We start from the raw sequence: 21,435 nt of genomic DNA on the forward strand, positions 1-21,435 counted from the left end.
ACAGTAAGTTGAGAGTTGCCGACCAGTTTCCGGGCAGGTTGAGAGGCGATAACCATGGAGATTGCAGTTCTTGCGGAAGCGCCGCCGGCACGCGGCGCGGGACTCGACCAGGTGATCGGGTTGTCGGTCGCCGCGGTGGTGATAGCGCTGGTCATGCTCTGGGTTGGGCATGCGCATCGCACCCATCGACTGACGTGGCTAACCACATTCGCTGACTGGCTGGGCGTCAAGTTCAAGCGCCCGTCCTGGGTGGCGCTGCCGGTGCTCGTGTACACCACGTCGATCATCTGCGCGCTGTTCGGATTCATCTGGGATGTCAGCTGGCACATCGGCAACGGCCGGGACCCCGGCCCGCTGGCCAACCCCGCGCACTACTTCATCATCATCGGCCTGTTCGGCGTCTTCGTGGCCGGCATGATCGCGATAGTGCTGCCGTTCGACCGTCCCGGTCCGGCGCCGGTGCGCATCACCAAGAATTGGCACGCACCCGTTGGGGGTGTGCTCATGGCCGGGTGCGGGCTGTACGCGATGATCGGCTTCCCGCTCGACGACGTCTGGCATCGCATCTTCGGGCAAGACGTCACGCTGTGGGGACCGACGCACCTGATGATGATCGGTGGTGCGGGATTTTCGCTGTTCGCGGTGCTGATGCTCGAGTACGAGGGCAGCCGGGCGATGCAGGAAGAGATCGCAGAACGTCCCTTCGTCAAATTCCTGCGCTACTTGTCGTGCGGCGGCCTGCTGATCGGTCTGTCGGTCTATCAGATCGAGTACGACTTCGGTGTCGAGCAGTTCCGGCTGGTGTTGCAGCCGATGATGATCGCCTTCGTCGCGGCGGTGGGACTCGTCGTGCCTCGCATCACTATGGGGCGCGGCGCGGCCGTGATAGCGGCCCTGTTCGCGATCGCCCTGCGCGGTGGAGTCGCGTTCCTGGTTGGGCCGGTCTTGGCAGCGCCGATCAACTGGTTCCCGCTGTACCTCGGCCCCGCCATCGTGGTCGAACTCCTGGCGTTGACTCCCCTGTTCAAGCGCCCGCTGGTGTTCGGGGCGGTCGCGGGTCTGGGTGTGAGCACCGTGGGCCTGTGGCTGGAGTCGCTGTGGATCGGCGCCGTGTACCACTACCCGTGGCCGACGAACATGTGGGGCGAGGCGCTGTTGATGGCGGTGCCGGTAGCCGTTCTCGCGGGACTGTGCGGGGCAATGATGGGCATGGTGCTCACGGGCCAGCCGCTGCCCCGCCGCGCGATCGGCATCTCGGTGGTCGCGGCGACTGTGCTGGTGATCGGCGGCGCCGTGGCCAACGGACTGCACATCGTCGTCCCGAGCAAGGACACCGCCACCATCACGTTGACCGAACTGCCCAGTGAGCCGGGCAGGCGCATGGTGTCGGCTGACGTCCAGATCAACCCGCCGGATCTGGTCAGCGAGCATCCGGAGTGGTTGTCGATCCTGTCCTGGCAGGGGCGGATGGAAAACCACCGGGGCCTGGTGATCGATCGGCTCGAGCGGGTCGGGCCGGGACACTACCGCTCCACCCAGCCCGTTCCGGTGTGGGGCTCGTGGAAGACCCTGCTGCGGCTGCAGGACGGCTACACCATGACCGCGGTGCCGATCTTCGAACCCGCCGACGAGGCCATTCCCGCCGCGGAGGTGCCCGCGCTCGCGAACACCACCCGGCCGTTCGTCCAGGAGATCACCATCCTGCAGCGCGAACGCGACCCGAACGCCCCGGGCTGGCTGTACGTCGCGGGGTCGATACTGGTGCTGATCTTCACGCTGATGGTGATCGCCGGGCTGACGTGGGGCGCGGGCCGCATCAACGGCGCCGTCATCGAGCCCGAGCCGGTCGAGGAGGAGCAAGCCCCTCCGCGGGCGGCGTGATGGCCCGGCGCGTTTTCCTCGCGGCGGTGACGGGGGTGCTGGCCTTGGCGCTGGCCGGGTGCGGCGGGTCGTCCGGCCCGGCACCCGCCGGCGGCTTGGTCGTCGACATCACCATCGCCAACGGGCAGGTCAAGCCCACCAACGCCACGCTGCAGGCCAAGGTGAAGGAGCAGATCACGCTGAAGGTCAGCAGCGACGCCGTCGACGAGCTGCACGTGCACTCGGTGCCCGACCACAAGTTCCCGGTCGCGGCCGCACCCGGTCAGACGTTCCAGTTCAGCGTCGACGTGCCGGGCAACGTCGAAGTCGAGCTGCACCACCTGAAGAACACGATCGCCACCATTCAAGTCCGCCCGTGACCCGCGCTGGCACGGTGGTGCTGGCGCACGGTCTCGGCGGGTCGGGCGATCTGCCGGTCCCCTACGCCTTTGCGATGGTCGGCGCGGCGTGGGCGCTGACGTTCACGTTTGCCCTGGTGGCGTTCGCATGGAAGCGGCCGCGGTTCGATCCGGACAAGCCCGGCCGCCCGTTGCCGGCGGCGCTGACCACCTTCGTCGACGCCCGCGGCACCCGCTGGGCGGCGGCCGGCGTGGCGCTGGTGTTCGCACTGTGGGCGGTCGCGGCCGGGATCTGGGGGCCGCACGGCCCGCAGGCTCAGTCGAACGCCCTGCTCGGGGTGTTCTACGTGCTGCTGTGGGTCGGCCTGGTGGCGGCTTCGCTGTGCTTCGGGCCGGTGTGGCGGGTGATCTCGCCGATGCGCACGGTGTACGTGCTGCTGCGACGGTTCGTGCCCCGCCGCGGTGCGCCGCGGCTGACCTATCCGCAGGGCTGGGGCTACCGGCCCGCGGCGGTGGGTCTGTTCGCGTTCGTCTGGATGGAGCTGGCCAGCCCGGATTCGGCGTCGCTGCCGTGGGTGCAGGCGTGGCTGGCGATCTACGCCGCGGCGATGCTGATCGGCGCCTGGCTGTGCGGCCAGCGCTGGCTGGCCCGCGCCGACCCGTTCGGCGTGTACAGCATGGCGGTGTCCCGCCTGTGCCCGTTCCGCCGCGACCCGGAGACGGGCAGGATCGTCGTCGGCAACCCGCTGGACCACCTGCCGTCGCTGCCGGTGCGGCCGGGCGTCGTCGCCGTGTTGGCGGTGCTGCTGGGGTCGACGGCGTTCGACAGCTTCTCGTCGTCGCCGACGTGGCGCAGCCTCGCCGACCGGATGGCCCGCGCGGCCCACGGCGTACCGGTGGCGGTGTCGTCGTCGGCGCTGCGCACCGTCGGCCTGCTCGTCTTCATCTCGGTGGTCGCGGTGAGCTTTTCGCTGGCCGCGCGGGCGACGGGCGGCATGGACCGCGAGCAGCGGCGGGCTTTGCCGGGCCAGATGGCGCACTCGCTGATCCCGATCGTGGTGGGCTACATCTTCGCGCACTACCTGACCTACCTGGTGGAGCGCGGGCAGCAGACGGTGTTCGCGCTGGCCGACCCGTTCGGTCGCGGGTGGAACCTACTCGGGTTGGCCCACTGTCACGTCGCCTACGTGCTGTCCATGCATCCGCCGGTGCTGGCCACCATCAAGGTCTCCTGCGTGGTCATCGGGCACATCGTGGCGGTGGTCGCGGCGCACGACAAGGCGCTGCGGCTGCTGCCCGACGGGCATCAGCTGACAGGTCAGCTGACGATGATGCTGGTCATGGTCGGCTACACCTTCACCGGGTTGTATTTGCTGTTCGGCGGCTGAAAGGCTGGACGCTGACAAGCCGCTGACGAGAGGAAGCCCATTGACGTCGCGTCGGTCGACCGGTCCGCTGATGCGGGAGGAAATCCCGGAGGACAAAGTTCCGGCCCGCAAACGCTGGCGCCGTCCGCCCGGCTTCTCTCGGCTGAGCATTCAGTCCAAGGTCATGGCGATGCTGTTGGTGTCCAGCCTGCTGTCGTTGGGCGTGATCGGGGCGGTCGGCTACAGCGCCGCACGCAAAGCGCTGCTGCCGTCGGCCTTCGAGCAGGTGACCCAGCTGCGTGAATCGCAGAAGCGGGCCGTGGAGACGCTGTTCTCCGATCTCGCGGACTCGCTGATCCTCTACAGCCGCGGGTCGACCACGCTGGACGCGGTGCAGGCGTTCAGCGCGGGTTTTGAGCAGCTGGCGAACGCGCCCATCGACGAGGCGAAGCAACAGGCTCTGGTCAACTTCTACAACGACAGGATGATCAAGCCCTTCGAGAACAGCACGGGCACGAAACTGGATCTAGGCGCCGTGCTCCCGAGCGGCAACGCGCAGCGATATCTGCAGGCGCACTACACGGTGGCGCCGAACCCCGCCGAGATCGGCGATGCCCTCGACGGAAGCGCCTGGTCGGCCGCCAACGCCCGGTTCAACGGCTATTTCCGCGAAGTGGCGACCCGGTTCGAATACCGCGACGCGTTGCTGCTCGATCCCCGCGGCAACGTCGTGTACAACGTGCGCAAAGGCGTCACGCTCGGCACCAACATCCTCACCGGCCCGTTCCGGCAGTCCAACCTCAAGGGCGCCTTCGAGCGGGCGATGGCGGCCAACACCACGAATTTCGTCTGGATGACCGACTTCGCGCCCTACCAGCCGCAACTCGGCGCACCAATCGCGTGGCTGGTGGCACCGATCGGCGCGCCGGGCAGAGCGGCCGGGGTAATTGCGCTGCCCCTGCCGATCTCCAAGATCAACCGCATCATGACCGCCGACCAGCATTGGAAAGACGTCGGCATGGGCGAGACGGGCGAGACGATTCTCGCCGGTCCGGACAACTTGATGCGCTCCGATTCGCGAGTCTTTCTCGAAGACCCGAAGAAGTACCGCGCCGACGCGATCGCGGCGGGCACCCGCGCCGACATCGTCGACCAGGCGATCCGATGGCGCGGAACCACGCTCGTGCAGCCGGTCGCGTCGACCGCCGCCCACGCCGCGCAACGCGGCGAGACCGGCGTCATGATCGACATCGATTACCTCGGCCGTCGGGAATTGGTGGCCTACGCCCCGTTGACGCTGCCGAATTCCAACCTGCACTGGGCGATCCTGGCGTCCAGAGAAACGAACGAAGCCAACGCGCGTTTTTCCTCGCTCAGCCAGCAACTGGTCATAGCCACGGGGGCAATGGTTTTCGTGATCTGCGTGGGAGCACTGCTGGCCGCGCAGGTCTTTGTGCGGCCCATTCGGCGGCTACAGGCCGGGACCCAGAAGATCAGCGCCGGCGACTACAACGTCGCGATCCCGGTGACGTCGCGCGACGAAATCGGCGAACTCACCGACGCTTTCAACGACATGAGCCGCAGCCTGCAGATCAAGGAGGATCTGCTGACCGAACAGCGCAAGGAGAACGACCGACTGCTCGCGTCGTTGATGCCCGAGCCGGTGGCGCAACGCTATCGCGAGGGCGAACAGACGATCGCCCAGGAGCACCAGGACGTCACCGTCATCTTCGCCGACTTCGTGGGCCTCGACGAGATCTCCAGCCGGCTCGGCGGCAACGAATTGGTAGGCATCGTCGACGACCTGATCCGGGAGCTCGACGCCGCCGCGGAAGCGCTTGGCGTCGAACCGATTCGCACCCTGCACAACGGCTACCTGGCCAGCTGCGGCCTGAACTTCCCGCGGCTGGACAGCGTGCACCGCACCGTCGAATTCGCCGGGGAGATGCAGGCCATCATCGAGCGCTTCAACAGCAAGACGGGCTACCACCTGGGACTGCGCGCCGGCATCAACACGGGCAACGTGATCAGCGGACTCGTCGGGCGCAGCAGCATCGTCTACGACATGTGGGGCGCCTCGGTCAACCTGGCCCACCAGATGCGGGGCAGCACAAACGAATCTGGAATCTACGTGACGTCGCAGGTGTACGAGGTGATGCGCGATATCCGGCAGTTCACGTCCGCGGGCACCATCACCGTCGGCGGTACGGAAGTGCAAATCTGGCGACTCTCGGAGGTGCAATGAGTCCGTCTGCCTTCTGGTGGGCCACCGGCGTGGTGGTGGGCCTGCCGCTGCTGTTGATCGCGTTCACCGAGTGGCAACACAGCCTGGCCCGCAACGACAGCCCGCTCGCGCGGCCGGTTCTGCTGCTGCGCAATTTCGTGGTTCCGCTCGGGGCGCTGTTGGTGCTGCTCGTGCGGGTGGCGGGCACGCCCTCCAACTTCACCTCGGTGCGGGTGCTGGCGACGGTGTTCGGCTTCGTGGTGCTGGTGTTGTTGCTGTCCGGGCTGAACGCGACGGTGTTCGAGGACGCGCCGCAGGGGTCCTGGCGGCAGCGGGTCCCGGGCATCTTCCTCGACGTCACCCGGTTCCTGCTGATCGGCGCCGGTCTGGCGGTCGTCCTGTCCTATGTCTGGGGCGTGCGCGTCGCCGGCCTGTTCACCGCGCTGGGCGTGACGTCGGTGGTCATCGGTCTGATGCTGCAGAACTCCGTCGGCCAGATCGTCTCGGGCCTGTTCATGTTGTTCGAGCAGCCGTTCCGGATCGGCGACTGGCTGGATACCCCCGCCGCCAAGGGCCGGATCGTGGAGGCGAACTGGCGTTCGGTCCACATTCAAACTGGGCGCGGGCTGCAGATCACCCCGAACTCAGTGCTCGCCACCACGTCGTTCACCAACCTCAGCCGCCCGCCCGGCGGGCATCAGCTGACAATCACGACCACCTTTTCGGAGGCTGACCCGCCCGACCGGGTGTGCGCGCTGCTATCGCAGGTCGCCGACGCGCTGCCGCAGCGCAAGCCGGACGTCGCGGCGGCGTCGACGCCCGCCGGCGGCGCCGAGTACCGCGTCACGATCGGGTTGACGTCGCCGGCCGACGACTCGGCCGCGCAGGCCACTTTTCTGCGGTGGCTCTGGTACGCGGCCCGCCGCGCCGGCCTGCACCTCGACGGCGCCGACGACGACGTCTCGACGCCCGAGAACGTCGAGAAGGCGTTGCGGACGGTGGTGGCGCCGGCACTGCGGCTGAGCCAGGCGGATCAGCGGATCGTGGGGTCCCACGCGCGAATCGTTCGCTACGGAACGAACGAGTTGGTCGAGCGCGCCGATCGGGTGCCCGACAAGATGACGTTCCTGATCGCCGGCAGCGTGCGACTGACCGCCGTCTGCGAGGACGGCTCGGTTGCCGTGGTCGGCACGCTGGATGAAGGCTCGTTCCTGGGCGCGACCGCGCTGACCCGGCAGCCCAACCTGGCCGACGCGCGGGCCATCGACGAGGTGACCGCGCTGGAAGTCGCCCGCGAACACGTCGTCGACCTGGTGACGAGCAAGCCGTTGCTATTGCAGGATCTGGGCCGCGCGATCGACGACCGACGTGCCCGGGTGCACCAGGTGACACAGCCGGCTTAAGCCGGCCCTCGAGCCGGCCTCGGCGTGTGCACACTCGCGACGGCGCGGCGCCTATCCGGGCCGGCGCCTGTCCCGGCCCGGCGCCTGTCCGCGAGGGCGCTCAAATTTGTGTGAAATTGCCGTTGGGGCGTGGATTTTGGGGACTCTCGCGCCGGCGCTGGGCCGGTTTCTGGCGTCTTGCCCGCCTTCGAGCGACAGCTTGTCGCGCGGACACTCTAGCCGCCGGCGTATACATCGAGCCTGCGCTGGCGGCCTACCCCGTGATCGGGTGCTCGGCGCGTTTGTTGCCCTCCCAGCGGCGCAGGCCGGCGAAGCGGCCGTCGAGCTGGGTCGGCCGGCCCGCAATGCGCAGCGCCCGGCCCAGCTGGGGTCCGCCGATCCGCCTCGCGAGTGTCGTGTGCCCGGTCCACTGCCCGGGCAGGCTGTTGGCCATCGGCGCGGGCGACAGGTGCGGCCGGCAGAGCCGATGCACCTCGGCGTGCAGGGCCAGCAGCTCGCTCGTCGGCACGATCAGGCGGGCGAAGACGACGTTGGCGCGGCCGAACAGCACGGGCGCCCCGACCGTCGCCCGCAGCGGCAATCCGGCCGCGACGGGCCGCAGCAGCTGGTCGACGGCGGGGTCGATGCGCTCGGCGACGGCCAGCGTCACGTGGGGCCGGCTGGCCGGGGCCTGGCTGGGGATCCCGGCGCCGGCCAGCTCCTCCCAGATGCGGCGGATCGCGGCCTCGGTGTCGCGGTCGAAGACCAGCTCGATCGAATGCACCATCAACGCACCAGCGCCGTCACCCAGTCGCGCTCGAACGAGGCCGCGCTCAGGCCCGCGAAGTCCGTGCTGCGACTGGCACCGGCAGGCAGCGCGGCCCGCACCGGAACCAGCCGCTGAAGCGCGGCGCGATTGGAGGTCTCCACCACGCCCGGCCGCGAAGGCCAGCTGCCGATCACCAGCCCGCTACACGGAATCGCCCGGGCGGCAAGCGCTTCCAGCGTGAGCGCGGTGTGGTTGAGGGTGCCCAGGCCCGCGGCGACCACGACCAGCGCCGCGGCGCCGAGGTCGGCGGCGAGATCACGCAGGGTGACACCGCCGTCGCCGATTTCCACCAGCAGGCCGCCGGCTCCTTCCACCAACGTCAGCCTCCCGGGACTATCCAGCCCACGGACGAGGCTCACCAGCTCGTCGCGGGTCGGCAATGTCGCTCCGGCGCGCTCGGCCGCCGCGGCGGGCGCCATCGGCAGCGGGTAGCGGGCCAGCCCGACGAGCTGGGTCACTCCGGACAGTCGGCCGACTTCGGCGAGGTCGTCGTCACCGTCCGCGGTGCCGGTCTGCGCGGGCTTGCACACCGCGACGTCGATGCCGGCCTGACGGGCGGCCGACGCCAATGCGGCGGTGGCGATCGTCTTGCCGACCCCCGTGTCGGTCCCGGTGATGACCAGGACCGTCAACGGCGCACCCCGGCAAGCACGCGTTCGGCCAGTTCCAGCTCGGCGGCGTCCAGGGACGCGCGCGCGGACAGCCGCAGCCGCGACGTGCCGGCCGGCACCGTCGGGGGCCGAAAGCAGCCCACCCGCACGCCAGCGTCCAGGCAGGCCGTCGCGGCGGCCAGTGCCACGTCCGGATCGCCCAGGATCACCGACACCACCGCCGACGCGGGCACGTCGGGCACGTCGCACGCCCGGGCCAGCCGGGCAGCGTGGGACAGCACGGCGTCGGGCCGCCAAGGCTCGGCCTTGAGGACGCGCAGCGCGGCCTGGGCCGCGCCGACGGCGGCGGGGGCCAGCCCGGTGTCGAAGATGAATGGTCGGGCCGCGTCGATCAGGTGGTCGCGGACCGCCTGTGGCCCCAGCACGACGCCGCCCTGGCTGCCCAGCGCCTTGGACATCGTCGTGGTGAGCACCAGGTCGGGCGCCCCGGCCAGACCCAGCTCGTGGACCAGGCCCCGCCCGCCGCCGCGCACCCCGAGGCCGTGCGCCTCGTCGACCATGAGCAGCGCGCGGTGCCGGCGGCACATGTCGTGCAGCTCGCGGACCGGGGCCAGCGTGCCGTCGGCGCTGAACACCGAGTCGGTGACGACGACGGCGCGTTCCTCGTCGCGTGAGTCCAGGGCCGCGTCGACGGCGTCGACGTCGCGGTGCGGCGTCACGACCACCCGCGCCCGGGACAGCCGGCAGGCATCCACCAGCGACGCGTGCGAATAGGCATCGGACACCAGCAGCGAGCCGGGGCCCGACAGCGCGACGACGGCACCCAGATTGGCCGTGTACCCCGAGGAGAACAGCAGTCCGGTCGACGCGCCGACGTAGTCGGCGAGCTCGGCTTCGAACTCCTGGTGCAGCTCGGTGTCGCCGGTGACCAGGCGCGATCCGGTGGAGCCGGCGCCCCAGGTACGCAGCGCCGCGACGCCGCCGTCGATGACTTCGGGGTGCTGGGACAGGCCGAGGTAGTCGTTGGACGCCAGATCAAGCTCGGTCGCGACGGGCGGCCGGGGCCGCAGCGAGCGGCGCAACCCGGCCGCGCGGCGTTGCTGCTCCACCTCCGCCAGCCAGGCCAGCGGCGAGTCGATCTGCGTCTTCATCGACGCTCAGCCTACGAGTCGCGCGACCTCTACCATCGCGGAGGTGATCCGGGCGATCTCGTCGGGCGCGCAGATGTAGGGCGGCATCGCGTAGATCAGGTTGCGAAACGGCCGCAACCAGACGCCGCGGTCCAGCGCCGCCGGGGTGGCGACGGCCAGGTCGACGGCCCGGTCGCATTCGATGACGCCGATGGCGCCGCAGACCCGGACGTCGGTGACCGCGGGCAGGCCCCGCGCGGGTTCCAGGCCGGCCGTCAGCCCGGCGGCGATCTCGGCCACCCGCGCGCGCCAGTCCTGAGCGAGCAGCAGTTCGACGCTGGCCACCGATACCGCACAGGCCAGCGGATTGGCCATGAACGTGGGCCCGTGCATCAGCGCGCCGGCCTCGCCGGTGCTGATCGTGTGCGCGACGTCGGTGCTGCACAGCGTGGCGGCCAGGCTGAGGTATCCGCCGGTCAGCGCCTTGCCGACGCACATGATGTCCGGGCTCACCCCGGCGTGGTCGGCGGCGAACAGCTCGCCCGTACGCCCGAACCCGGTGGCGATCTCGTCGAACACCAACAGCACGTCGTGCCGGCGGCATGCCTCGCGCAGGTCGGTCAGGTAGCGCGGGTCGTGGAAGCGCATCCCACCGGCACCCTGTACGACGGGTTCGACGACGACGGCCGCCAGCTCGTCCGCGTGCCGGGCCAGTTGCGCCTCGAACGCCGCGCTATAGCCGGGGTCGTAGTCGCGGGGTACCTGCGGGGCGAACACCTGGGCGGCCAGGATGTCGGTCCACAGCGAGTGCATCCCGCCGTCGGGGTCGCAGACGCTCATCGGCGTGAAGGTGTCGCCGTGGTAGCCGCCGCGCCAGGTCATCAGCCGGTGCTTGCCGGGCGCGCCGCGGCCGCGCCAGTACTGCAGCGCCATCTTGACGGCGACCTCGACCGACACCGAGCCGGAGTCGCTGAAGAAGACGGTCTCGAGACCTGTCGGGGTGATGTCGACCAGCAGCTGCGCCAACCGCGCCGCCGGCTCGTGGGTGAGACCGCCGAACATGACGTGGTTCATGACGCCGAGCTGGCGGGTCAGCGCCGCGTCCAGCACCGGGTGGCCGTGCCCGTGGATCGCGGTCCACCAGGAGCTCATGCCGTCGAGCACCTCGACCGGTGAGCCGTCGCGGATCAGCGTCAGCCACGCGCCACGGGCGGCGACGGCGACGACGGGCGCCACGGCTTCGGACCCGATCGTGCTGTAGGGGTGCCACAGGTGGGCGGCGTCGATCGCGCTGATCTGCTCGGGCGTCAACCCGGGTGTCGCCGCGGACATAGGAGACGAGGGTAGAGCAGCGCCCAGGCCGGCCGGGACTCGTAGCGGTCAGACTCCGCCCCGCACGGGCGGCTCGCGCTTGCCGCCGCGGATACCGCGACACTTAAACCACGCACACGACACGCCGCCTGGGATGTGCGTGGTTTATGTCTCGAGAAGGAGCGGCCGGGCGCGCAGGTGCTCTGGGCGGAATCACACCGGCGATCACCGATACGGGTCGCGCAAATCCCGGCCATCGGGAAGCATCTACCGGCATGGCTTCGCCGCAGCAGTCCGACGAGTCCCCCGACACCGGTGACCCGCCGGTGCCCGACGAGCCCCCGCACACCGACGAGCGCGAGCCGCGGACCATCTACCTGCGAATCGACGCCTGGGACGTGGCCTGCACGTGTGCGCTGCTCTCGCTGCTAGTCGTCGTCGCGACGACGACCACCCTGCCGTCGCGGATGTTCGGCTTCGCCGCCGACGCCTGCACCGACGGCACCTGCGGGCTGGTGCCGTTCGGCGCGGATCAATACATCTTTCCGGTGATGTGGGGCGGTATCGGTGCGGCGGTCACCGCGGCCGCGATCGGGCCGATCGTGTCGCTCGTCCGCGGCTGGCACATGTATTTCTGGCCGATCATCTCCGCCGGAGTCCTCATGGTCAGCTCGTTGGCTGGCTACGCTCTGACAACATTCAGCGAACGATATTGGCACTGACGCCGCTGTGACGCAGGCCCTAACGCACACTCGGTTGAGACCGAAATCACAACTGCGCAACCAAGTTTCGTTTAGGCAGTCACCGTCCGATCTCATTCGTACAAATAATCCCGCGCAGCTCTGGCCCTCTCTTGCGCATGTTGTCAAAGTGTCTGTAGTGACTGGTGTGACTACGACGGGTTAACCCCCGCCGGGCCCCGATGAGGCGGTCGTCGCGCAAGTCATGCAACGGCGACCGACGCGCAGTCACAGCGCCGAGGCACGAGACCCCAAGAGAGGGTGAAACAGAATGAAACGCATCTACGCCTTCGCAATCGGCCTGGCGATGACGGTGGCCCCGATGGCGGCCCCGATAGTTGTCGGACCCGCTCTCGCGGCCGCCGACCCGGGTGCCCGGCCGATGGACTACCAACAGGTCACCGACGTCGTGGTCGCGCGCGGCCTGTCGCAGCGCGGCGTGCCGTTCTCCTGGGCCGGCGGCGGGGTCAACGGCCCCAGCCGCGGCACCGGCACGGGCGCCATGACCGTCGGCTTCGACGCCTCCGGCCTGATGCAGTACGCCTACGCCGGAGCGGGCCTCAAGCTGCCGCGTTCCTCCGGCCAGATGTACCGGGTCGGTCAGAAGGTGCTGCCGCAGCAGGCCCGCAAGGGCGACCTGATCTTCTACGGCCCCGAAGGCACCCAGAGCGTCGCGATGTACCTCGGCAACAACCAGATGCTGGAGGTGGGCGACGTCGTCCAGGTCTCGCCGGTGCGGACCAGCGGCATGACGCCCTACCTGGTCCGGGTGCTCGGAGTCCCGACGACTCCGCTGCCCCAGGCGCAGGCGCCGCTGCAGCAACAGGCTCCCGCACAGCAGGCACCGCTGCAGCAGGTACCCGCCCAGCAGGCACCCCTGCAGACGCCCGCCCCACAGGCACCCCTGCAGCAGGTCCCGCCGACTCAGACCGCTCCTCTGCAGCTGGTTCCGGCGCAGCCGTCGGGCCCGTTGCAGCTGGTACCGGCCCAGCCGGCGGCGCCGCTGCAGCCCGCCATCATCCCCACGACACGGTAATTTCCATCACTCCTCGGCACTGGTGGACTAGCCCGCCACTTGCTCAAAACGACTCGCTGCTGCTCAGCGAGGGAGCGAGTGGCGGGTTTTGGGTAAATTAGTCCCTTGATGCTCAACCTGTCCCCGCCCCGCCCGCCGGCTGCCGTCGCGAAGCCGGCCGCTCAGGCAACCGCGGGGTCGGCCGGCTTTTACCGCCATGACCTCGACGGCTTGCGCGGCATCGCGATCGCTCTGGTCGCGATGTTCCACGTCTGGTTCGGCCGGGTGTCAGGTGGCGTCGACGTGTTCCTGGCGCTGTCCGGGTTCTTCTTCGGCGGCAAGCTGCTGCGCGCCGCCCTCAACCCGGTGGTCTCGCTGAATCCGCCCGCGGAGGTGGCGCGGCTGGTTCGACGGCTGGTTCCGGCCCTGGTCGTGGTGCTGGCCGGGTGCGCGCTGCTGACCGTGTACGTGCAGCCGGAGACCCGGTGGGAGACGTTCGCCAACCAGAGCCTGGCCAGCCTGGGCTACTACCAGAACTGGGAGCTGGCCAACTCGGCGTCGGACTACCTGCGCGCGGGCGAGGCCGTCAGCCCCTTGCAGCACATTTGGTCCATGTCGGTGCAGGGGCAGTTCTACATCGCGTTCCTGCTGCTGATCGCCGGCTGCGCCTACCTGTTTCGCGGTCTGCTCGGCCGGCACCTGCGGACCCTGTTCGTGGTGTTGCTCAGTGCGCTGACGGTGGCGTCGTTCGTCTACGCGATCATCGCTCACAACGCCAACCAGGCGAACGCGTACTACAACAGCTTCGCGCGGGCGTGGGAACTGCTGCTGGGTGCGCTGGTCGGGGCGCTGGTCACCCAGGTCCGCTGGCCGATGTGGTTGCGCACCGTCCTGGCGACGGTCGGGCTGGCGGCGATCCTGTCCTGCGGTGCCCTGATCGACGGCGTCAAGGAATTCCCGGGCCCGTGGGCCCTGGTGCCCGTCGGGGCCACGATGCTGATGATCCTGGCCGGGGCCAACCTCGGGGACGGCGAGCGGCAGCCCCTGCCGAATCGGCTCCTGGCGGCCGGGCCCCTGGTGACGCTGGGTGCGATGGCGTACTCGCTGTACCTGTGGCACTGGCCGCTGCTGATCTTCTGGCTCTCCTACACCGGCCACCCGCACGCCAACTTCCTCGAGGGCACGGCGGTGCTGCTGGTGTCCGGCGTCCTGGCCTACCTGACCACTCGGCTGGTCGAAGACCCGCTGCGAGTCCGGAAGCCCGCGAGCTCCGCGGCGGCCGCACCGATCGAGACCGCCGCGCCGATCCCCTGGCGGGTGCGGATGCGCCGCCCGACGATGGCGCTGGGCTCCGCGGTCGTACTGCTGGGCGTCACCCTGACCGCGACGTCGTTCACCTGGCGTGAGCACCTCAGCGAGGAACGCGCCTCCGGCAAGGAGCTGACGGGCCTCAACCCCCACGACTATCCGGGCGCCCTCGCGCTCACCGCGCACGTGCGGGTGCCCGAGCTGAAGATGCGGCCCACGGTCCTGGAGATCAAGGAGGACCTGCCGGCCACCACCAGGGACGGCTGCATCAGCGACTTCGTCAACCCGGCGGTGGTCAACTGCACCTACGGCGACGTGGACGCCACGCGGACCATCGCGCTGGCCGGCGGATCCCACGCGGAACACTGGCTGACCGCGCTGGACCTGCTCGGGCGCAACCACCACTTCAAGGTGGTCACTTACCTGAAGATGGGTTGCCCGCTGTCCACCGAGGAAGTCCCGCTGATCATGGGCAACAACGCCACCTACCCGCAGTGCCGCGAGTGGGTGCAGACGGTGATGAGCAAGCTGGTCACCGACCGCCCCGACTACGTCTTCACCACCTCGACACGCCCGTGGAACATCAAAAAAGGCGATGTGATGCCTGCCACGTACATTGGAATCTGGCAGACGTTGTCCGACAACCACATTCCGGTCCTCGCCATGCGTGACACGCCGTGGCTGGTCAAGGACGGCAAGCCGTTCGATCCCGCGGACTGTCTGGCCAAGAAGGGCGACGCGGAGTCGTGTTCGATCAAACGTTCTGACCTGCTCGTCGACCGCAATCCCACCCTCGACTTCGTCGAGCGGTTCCCGCTGCTCAAGCCGCTGGACATGTCCGACGCGATCTGCCGGCCCGACGTCTGCCGTCCCGTCGAGGGAAACGTGCTCATCTACCACGGCGCGCACCACCTGTCCCCCACCTACGTCCGCACCCTGGCACCCGAACTGGGCCGACAGATCGCCGCGGCCACCGGTTGGTGGTAACCAACCTGCCGCGCTGAGGAGACCCCGATAAGGTCTTAGTGATGTCGAACGGCTCGAACGGCTCCGAAGGCTCTGGAGGCACCGAACCGACGCTGCCCAGGGTGTGGCCGGGTACCGCCTACCCGCTCGGGGCCACCTATGACGGTGCCGGCACCAACTTTTCGCTGTTCTCCGAGATCGCCAGTCAGGTGGATCTGTGCCTGATCGCCGAGAGCGGCCAAGAGACGCGGATCCCCCTCGACGAGGTCGACGGCTACGTCTGGCACGCGTACGTACCCAACATCACCCCGGGCCAGCGCTACGGCTTCCGGGTGCACGGTCCGTTCGACCCCGCGGCCGGTCATCGGTGCGACCCGAGCAAGCTGCTGCTCGACCCCTACGGCAAGGCGTTCGACGGCGACTTCACGTTTGGCCAGGCGCTGTTCTCCTACGACCTCAACGCCGTTGGCCCCGAGGGGAACTCGACGGAGACCGGCACTCCGCCCATGGTCGACTCGCTCGGCCACACCATGACCAGCGTGGTGATCAATCCCTTCTTCGACTGGGGCTTCGACCGGGCGCCACTCACCCCGTACCACGAGACGGTGATCTACGAGGCGCACGTCAAGGGCATGACGCAGACCCACCCCGGCGTCCCCGACGAACTGCGCGGCACCTACGCCGGCCTGGCCCACCCGGCGATCATCGACCACCTCAAGTCGCTGAACGTCACCGCGCTCGAGCTGATGCCGGTACACCAGTTCCTGCACGATCAGCGCCTGCTGGAACTCGGCCTGCGAAACTACTGGGGCTACAACACATTCGGGTTCTTCGCACCGCACTACCAGTACGCGTCGTCGCGGCAGGCCGGCAGCGCGGTGGCTGAGTTCAAGATGATGGTCCGCAGCCTGCACCAGGCGGGCATCGAGGTCATCCTCGACGTGGTCTACAACCACACCGCCGAAGGCAACCACCTGGGCCCGACCATCAACTTCCGCGGCATCGACAACAAGGCGTACTACCGGCTCGTCGACGGCGACCTGCGGCTGTACAAGGACTTCACCGGCACCGGCAACAGCCTCAACGCGCGTCATCCGCACACCCTGCAGCTGATCATGGACTCGCTGAGGTACTGGGTGCTGGAAATGCACGTCGATGGGTTCCGGTTCGACCTGGCGTCCACGCTGGCCCGCGAGTTCTACGACGTGGACCGGCTGTCCGCGTTTTTCGATCTCGTGCAGCAGGATCCCGTGGTCAGCCAGGTCAAATTGATCGCCGAACCATGGGACGTCGGCGAGGGCGGCTACCAGGTCGGAAACTTTCCGGGTTTGTGGACCGAGTGGAACGGGAAGTATCGCGATACTGTGCGTGACTACTGGCGGGGTGAGCCCGCGACCCTCGGGGAGTTCGCCTCCCGCCTTACCGGCTCGTCGGACCTCTACGAGGTGACCGGCCGGCGTCCCAGCGCGAGCATCAACTTCGTCACCGCCCACGACGGATTCACCCTGCACGACCTCGTCTCCTACAACGAGAAGCACAACGAGGCCAACGGCGAGGACAACCGCGACGGCGAAAGCCACAACCGGTCGTGGAACTGCGGCGTCGAGGGCCCCACCGACGACCCCGACATCGTGGATTTGCGCTGCCGTCAGATGCGCAACTTCTGGGCCACCCTGATGATCAGCCAGGGAACGCCGATGATCGCCCACGGCGACGAGATCGGCCGCACCCAACTGGGCAACAACAACGTCTACTGCCAGGACTCCGAGGTGGCCTGGATGGACTGGTCGTTGGTGGACAAGAACTCCGACCTGTTCGCGTTCGCCCGCAAGGCGAGCAGCCTGCGTCGCAACCATCCGGTGTTTCGCCGGCGCCGCTTCTTCGAGGGCAAGCCGATCCGAACCGGCGACGAGGTCCGCGACATCGCCTGGTTCACGCCGTACGGCACGGAGATGACCCCCGAGGAGTGGAACACCAGCGGCCACAAGTGCATCGGGGTGTTCCTCAACGGCGATGCCCTCGACGCCCCCGACTCGCGCGGCCAGCGGGTGGTGGACGATTCGTTTTTGTTGTGCTTCAACTCCCATCAGGGCGCGGTCGGCTTCGTCATCCCTTCCCACGACTACGCCGCGCAGTGGACCGTGGAACTCGACACCAACGACGTCGACTGCGACACCGCGCGCGTGATGGCCGCGGACGAGAAGATCTCGCTGCCCGGACGTTCCCTGCTCGTGCTCCGTAAGACCGCCTGACACATGACTTTTCCGGTGCTCTCTACCTATCGGGTGCAGCTGCGCGGCGCCGACAGCGGGTTCGCGTTCACCTTCGCCGACGCCGAAAAACTGCTGGACTACCTCGAGGAGCTCGGGGTGTCGCATCTGTACCTGTCCCCGATCCTGACCGCGGTCGGCGGGTCTACGCACGGCTACGACGTCACGGACCCGACGACGGTGTCCCCCGAGCTCGGCGGAGCCGACGGCCTGGCCCGGCTGTCGGCGGCGGCAAAGGCCCGCGGCATCGGGCTGGTCGTCGACATCGTGCCCAACCACGTCGGCATCGACCAGCCCGAACAGAACCCGTGGTGGTGGGACGTGTTGCGCAACGGCCGGTCGTCGCAGTACGCGTCGTTCTTCGACATCGACTGGGAGTTGGACGATTCCGGCCGGATCGTGTTGCCGGTGCTGGGCTCCGACGACGACGCGGACGACCTGACGGTGGACGGTGACCTGCTGCGCCTGGGCGGCCTGGCGCTACCGATCGCGCCGGGCACCGCTGACGGCAGCGGTCCCGAGGTGCACGACCGCCAGCACTACCGGCTGGTGGGCTGGCGCAACGGAACCGTGGGCTATCGCCGGTTTTTCTCTATCACTTCGCTGGCGGGGCTGCGCCAAGAGGACCGGGCGGTGTTCGACGCCAGTCACGCCGAGGTGGCCCGGTGGGTCAGCGAGGGTCTCGTCGACGGCGTGCGGATCGACCATCCCGACGGGTTGTCGGATCCCGCAGGCTATTTGACGTGGCTTCGCGAGTTGTTGGGGCCGCAGCCCTGGATCGTGATCGAGAAGATCCTGGCCGTCGACGAGGCGCTCGAGCCGACGCTGCCGGTGGCGGGCACCACCGGCTACGACGTGCTGCGCGAGGTCGGCGGCATCTTCGTCGATCCCGACGGTGAAGCGGCGCTGACCGCGCTGGTCGAATCGGCCGGCCTGGACTATGGCGCGATGCCGCAGCTGTTGAGCGAGCTCAAGATCCGCGCCGCGACGGACACTCTGGCCAGCGAGTTGCGCCGGCTGCACCGCAGCATCGTGTCCGCTGCCGGGGCCGACGATCCGTTGCTGCCCGACGCGGTGGCCGCGCTGCTGACCCATGTCGACGTCTACCGCAGCGACTACCGCGGCCTGGCCGCGATCCTGCCCACCGCGTTGGCCGAAACCCAGTCTGCGCAGCCGCAACTGGGTCCGGCGCTGCAGGTGGTGGCCGCCGCCCTGGCCCGCGGCGGCGAGCCCGCCACCCGCCTGCAGCAGCTCTGCGGCGCGGTCACCGCCAAGGCCGTCGAGGACTGCCTGTTCTACCGCGATGCGCGGCTGGTCTCGCTGAACGAGGTGGGCGGCGAACCGCATCGGTTCGGGGTGGGCGCCGCGGAGTTTCACCACAGCGCCGCGACCCGCGCCCGGCTGTGGCCGCAGACCATGTGCACGCTGACCACCCACGACACCAAGCGCGGCGAGGACGTCCGCGCCCGCATCGGCGTGCTGTCGCAGGTGCCGTCGCTGTGGACGGAGTTCGTCGCGCGCTGGGAGATCGCCGCGCCCTCCCCCGATCCGGCGACCGGACAGTTTCTGTGGCAGAACATCTTCGGGGTGTGGCCGGTGAGCGGCGAGGTGACCCGCGAACTGCGCGACCGGTTGCACGGCTACGCCGAGAAGGCCATCCGCGAGGCGGCCTGGCACACCACCTGGAACGACCCGGACAGTGCCTTCGAGGACGCCGTGCACGCCTGGCTGGACACGGTGCTGGACGGGCCCGTGGCGTCCCAGTTGACCGAGCTGGTGGCGCGGCTCAACCCACACGCCGCGAGCGACGCGTTGGGCCAGAAGCTGCTGTCGCTGACCGTCCCGGGCATCCCCGACGTCTACCAAGGCACCGAGCTATGGGACGACAGCCTCGTCGACCCCGACAACCGGCGCGAGGTCGACTACGCCGCGCGACGCGCAGCCCTGCAGGAGTTGGAGCATCCCAAGATTCGGGTCGTCACCACCGCCCTGCGGATGCGGCGCGCCCGCCCGGACACTTTCCTGCACGGCGGATACCTTCCCGTGCTGGCTGACGGCGAGGCCGCCGATCACGTGGTGGCGTTCCTGCGCGGCGACGACATCCTGGTCGCGGTCACACGCTGGACGGTCCGGCTGGCCGACACCGGCTGGGGCAACACCGTGCTGCCGCTGCCGCCCGGTTCCTGGACGGACCGGCTCACCGGCGCCATGGCCAGCGGACCGACGTCGGCCGCCGAACTGTTCGCGGCGCTGCCGGTGGTGCTGTTGGAGCGCGATAATGCCTGAATTCCGGGTGTGGGCGCCGCGGCCGGAGCGGGTGCGCCTCGACGTGGACGGTTCGGTGCATGCCATGACCCGCTCCGACGACGGCTGGTGGCACGCGGACGTCGACGCGCCGCCGGACGCCCGCTACGGGTTCCTGCTCGACGACGACCCCAAGGTGCTGCCTGACCCGCGCTCGGCGCGTCAGCCCGACGGGGTGCACGAGCGCTCGCAGCTGTGGGATCCCCGGGCGGCCAACTGGACCGACGGCGATTGGGCGGGGCGGTCGGTCGAGGGCGCGGTGATCTACGAACTGCATGTCGGCACGTTCACGGCCGCCGGGACCTTCGACGCCGCGATCGAGAAGCTGGACTACCTGGTGGCATTGGGCGTCGACTTCGTCGAGCTGATGCCGGTCAATTCCTTTGCCGGCGTGCATGGTTGGGGCTACGACGGGGTGCTGTGGTACAGCGTGCATGAGCCCTACGGCGGGCCGGACGGCCTGGTCCGATTGGTCGACGCCTGCCACGCCCGGGGCCTGGGCGTGCTGATCGACGCGGTGTTCAACCACCTCGGCCCGTCGGGCAATTATCTGCCGCGGTTCGGTCCGTACCTGTCGTCGGGCAGCAACCCGTGGGGCGAGGGCATCAACATCGCCGACGCCGACTCCGACGAGGTGCGGCGCTACATCATCGGGTGCGCGCTGCGCTGGATGCGCGATTTCCACGCCGACGGGCTGCGCCTGGACGCCGTGCACGCCCTGGTGGACACCACCGCCGTGCACATCCTCGAGGAGCTGGCGACCGAGACCGACTGGCTGTCAAAGCAGTTGGGCCGCCCGCTGTCGCTGGTTGCCGAGAGTGACATGAACGACCCGCGGCTGATCACCGCCCGCGACCGCGGCGGCTACGGCGTCACGGCGCAGTGGGCCGACGACATTCACCACGCCATCCACACCGCCGTGTCCGGCGAACGTCAGGGCTACTACGCGGATTTCGGTTCGCTGGCGACGCTGGTGCAGACGCTGCGGCACGGCTTCTTCCACGCCGGCACCTACTCGTCGTTTCGGCGGCGCCGGCACGGCCGTCCGCTGGATGTCACTGAGGGATCCGGGATCCCGGCCACGCGGCTGCTCGCCTACACCTGCACCCACGACCAGGTCGGCAACCGCGCCCTGGGCGATCGTCCGTCGCAGAACCTGACCGTCGGGCAGCTGGCCGTCAAGGCCGCACTGGTGCTCGGATCCCCCTACACCGCAATGCTTTTCATGGGCGAGGAATGGGGAGCGTCGACGCCGTTCCAGTTCTTCAGCTCGCATCCCGAGCCCGAGTTGGCCCGCGCCACCGCCGAGGGCCGCAAAGCCGAGTTCGCCGAACACGGCTGGGACGCCGACGAGATTCCCGATCCGCAGGACCCGCAGACCTTCCAGCGCTCCAAGCTGGACTGGGACGAGGTCCGCACCGGCGACCACGAACGGCTGCTTGGCGCCTACCGCGATCTGATCGCCCTGCGCCGCACCGAGCCCGACCTCGCCGACCCCTGGCTGGGGAGGTTTACCGTCGACTACGACGAAGCCGAGCGCTGGATAGTGTTGCGCCGCAACCGGCTGTCGATCGCCTGCAACCTGGCCGCCGAGCCGGTGGCCGTGCCGGTCAGCGGCGAGCCGGTGCTGGCCTGGGAACCGCCGACCGTCGGCGCCGACGCCACCGAGCTGCCCGCCCACTCGTTCGCGATCCTGCGTTCCTAGCGCGAGGCTGTGGATAGGTGAATACCGGCGGCGGGGCCACCGCGCAGGATGCGC

General features: G+C 69.1%; 15 protein-coding genes. 11 read left to right on the forward strand and 4 right to left on the reverse strand.

The window, feature by feature from the left end; all coding sequences use genetic code 11:
- Window positions 1-54: 54 nt before the first annotated feature.
- From AC5Y5V_RS20220 to AC5Y5V_RS20240, 5 genes are all read left to right on the forward strand, one after another.
- The gene (locus tag AC5Y5V_RS20220; RefSeq protein WP_499939005.1) at window positions 55-1,881 is read left to right on the forward strand and encodes a hypothetical protein; all 1,827 of its coding nucleotides are present in this window, start codon (window positions 55-57) and stop codon (window positions 1,879-1,881) included.
- Complete coding sequence (locus tag AC5Y5V_RS20225; RefSeq protein ID WP_499939007.1) at window positions 1,881-2,240, forward strand: hypothetical protein; 360 nt, start codon at window positions 1,881-1,883, stop codon at window positions 2,238-2,240. Before AC5Y5V_RS20220 ends, AC5Y5V_RS20225 begins: the two co-directional genes overlap by 1 nt.
- Window positions 2,237-3,607: a hypothetical protein gene (locus AC5Y5V_RS20230; RefSeq protein ID WP_499939009.1), complete on the forward strand. Its 1,371-nt coding sequence runs from the start codon at window positions 2,237-2,239 to the stop codon at window positions 3,605-3,607. The genes AC5Y5V_RS20225 and AC5Y5V_RS20230 overlap by 4 nt, the downstream gene beginning before the upstream one ends.
- 70 nt (window positions 3,608-3,677) lie before the next feature.
- Window positions 3,678-5,831 (forward strand): adenylate/guanylate cyclase domain-containing protein, encoded by a 2,154-nt coding sequence (locus tag AC5Y5V_RS20235; protein WP_499939190.1) that lies wholly within the window; start codon window positions 3,678-3,680, stop codon window positions 5,829-5,831.
- A complete protein-coding gene (locus AC5Y5V_RS20240) occupies window positions 5,828-7,213 on the forward strand; it encodes a mechanosensitive ion channel domain-containing protein (RefSeq protein ID WP_499939011.1) in 1,386 nt (461 codons plus the stop codon). Before AC5Y5V_RS20235 ends, AC5Y5V_RS20240 begins: the two co-directional genes overlap by 4 nt.
- A gap of 253 nt (window positions 7,214-7,466) precedes the next feature.
- On the opposite strand, the gene AC5Y5V_RS20245 is transcribed toward AC5Y5V_RS20240, so the two are convergent.
- The 4 genes from AC5Y5V_RS20245 to AC5Y5V_RS20260 are packed head-to-tail and all read right to left on the reverse strand — an operon-like array spanning window position 7,467 to window position 11,094.
- On the reverse strand, window positions 7,467-7,979 hold the full coding sequence (locus AC5Y5V_RS20245) for a 2'-5' RNA ligase family protein (protein ID WP_499939013.1): 513 nt from the start codon (window positions 7,977-7,979) through the stop codon (window positions 7,467-7,469).
- Window positions 7,979-8,653: a dethiobiotin synthase gene (gene bioD, locus AC5Y5V_RS20250; protein WP_499939015.1), complete on the reverse strand. Its 675-nt coding sequence runs from the start codon at window positions 8,651-8,653 to the stop codon at window positions 7,979-7,981. The genes AC5Y5V_RS20245 and bioD overlap by 1 nt, the downstream gene beginning before the upstream one ends.
- On the reverse strand, window positions 8,650-9,783 hold the full coding sequence (locus AC5Y5V_RS20255; RefSeq protein WP_499939017.1) for an 8-amino-7-oxononanoate synthase: 1,134 nt from the start codon (window positions 9,781-9,783) through the stop codon (window positions 8,650-8,652). Before AC5Y5V_RS20255 ends, bioD begins: the two co-directional genes overlap by 4 nt.
- A 6-nt stretch (window positions 9,784-9,789) precedes the next feature.
- Window positions 9,790-11,094, reverse strand: a complete 1,305-nt coding sequence (locus AC5Y5V_RS20260) for an adenosylmethionine--8-amino-7-oxononanoate transaminase (RefSeq protein ID WP_499939020.1) — start codon at window positions 11,092-11,094, stop codon at window positions 9,790-9,792.
- Between the two features lie 254 nt (window positions 11,095-11,348).
- Between AC5Y5V_RS20260 and AC5Y5V_RS20265 the strand changes: the two genes are divergently transcribed.
- From AC5Y5V_RS20265 to treZ, 6 genes are all read left to right on the forward strand, one after another.
- Window positions 11,349-11,795 (forward strand): hypothetical protein, encoded by a 447-nt coding sequence (locus AC5Y5V_RS20265; RefSeq protein WP_499939022.1) that lies wholly within the window; start codon window positions 11,349-11,351, stop codon window positions 11,793-11,795.
- A gap of 289 nt (window positions 11,796-12,084) precedes the next feature.
- On the forward strand, window positions 12,085-12,849 hold the full coding sequence (gene ripD / locus AC5Y5V_RS20270) for an NlpC/P60 family peptidoglycan-binding protein RipD (RefSeq protein WP_499939026.1): 765 nt from the start codon (window positions 12,085-12,087) through the stop codon (window positions 12,847-12,849).
- 108 nt (window positions 12,850-12,957) lie between these two features.
- On the forward strand, window positions 12,958-15,123 hold the full coding sequence (gene sucT / locus AC5Y5V_RS20275) for an acetyltransferase SucT (protein WP_499939029.1): 2,166 nt from the start codon (window positions 12,958-12,960) through the stop codon (window positions 15,121-15,123).
- A 41-nt stretch (window positions 15,124-15,164) separates the two neighbouring features.
- On the forward strand, window positions 15,165-17,354 hold the full coding sequence (glgX, locus tag AC5Y5V_RS20280; RefSeq protein ID WP_499939032.1) for a glycogen debranching protein GlgX: 2,190 nt from the start codon (window positions 15,165-15,167) through the stop codon (window positions 17,352-17,354).
- A 3-nt stretch (window positions 17,355-17,357) separates the two neighbouring features.
- Window positions 17,358-19,658, forward strand: coding sequence for a malto-oligosyltrehalose synthase (gene treY / locus AC5Y5V_RS20285; protein WP_499939034.1), 2,301 nt, complete (start codon window positions 17,358-17,360; stop codon window positions 19,656-19,658).
- Window positions 19,651-21,381 (forward strand): malto-oligosyltrehalose trehalohydrolase, encoded by a 1,731-nt coding sequence (gene treZ, locus AC5Y5V_RS20290; protein WP_499939037.1) that lies wholly within the window; start codon window positions 19,651-19,653, stop codon window positions 21,379-21,381. The genes treY and treZ overlap by 8 nt, the downstream gene beginning before the upstream one ends.
- The last annotated feature ends 54 nt before the right edge of the window (window positions 21,382-21,435 follow it).

The organism is Mycobacterium sp. NGS68, from assembly GCF_059812195.1.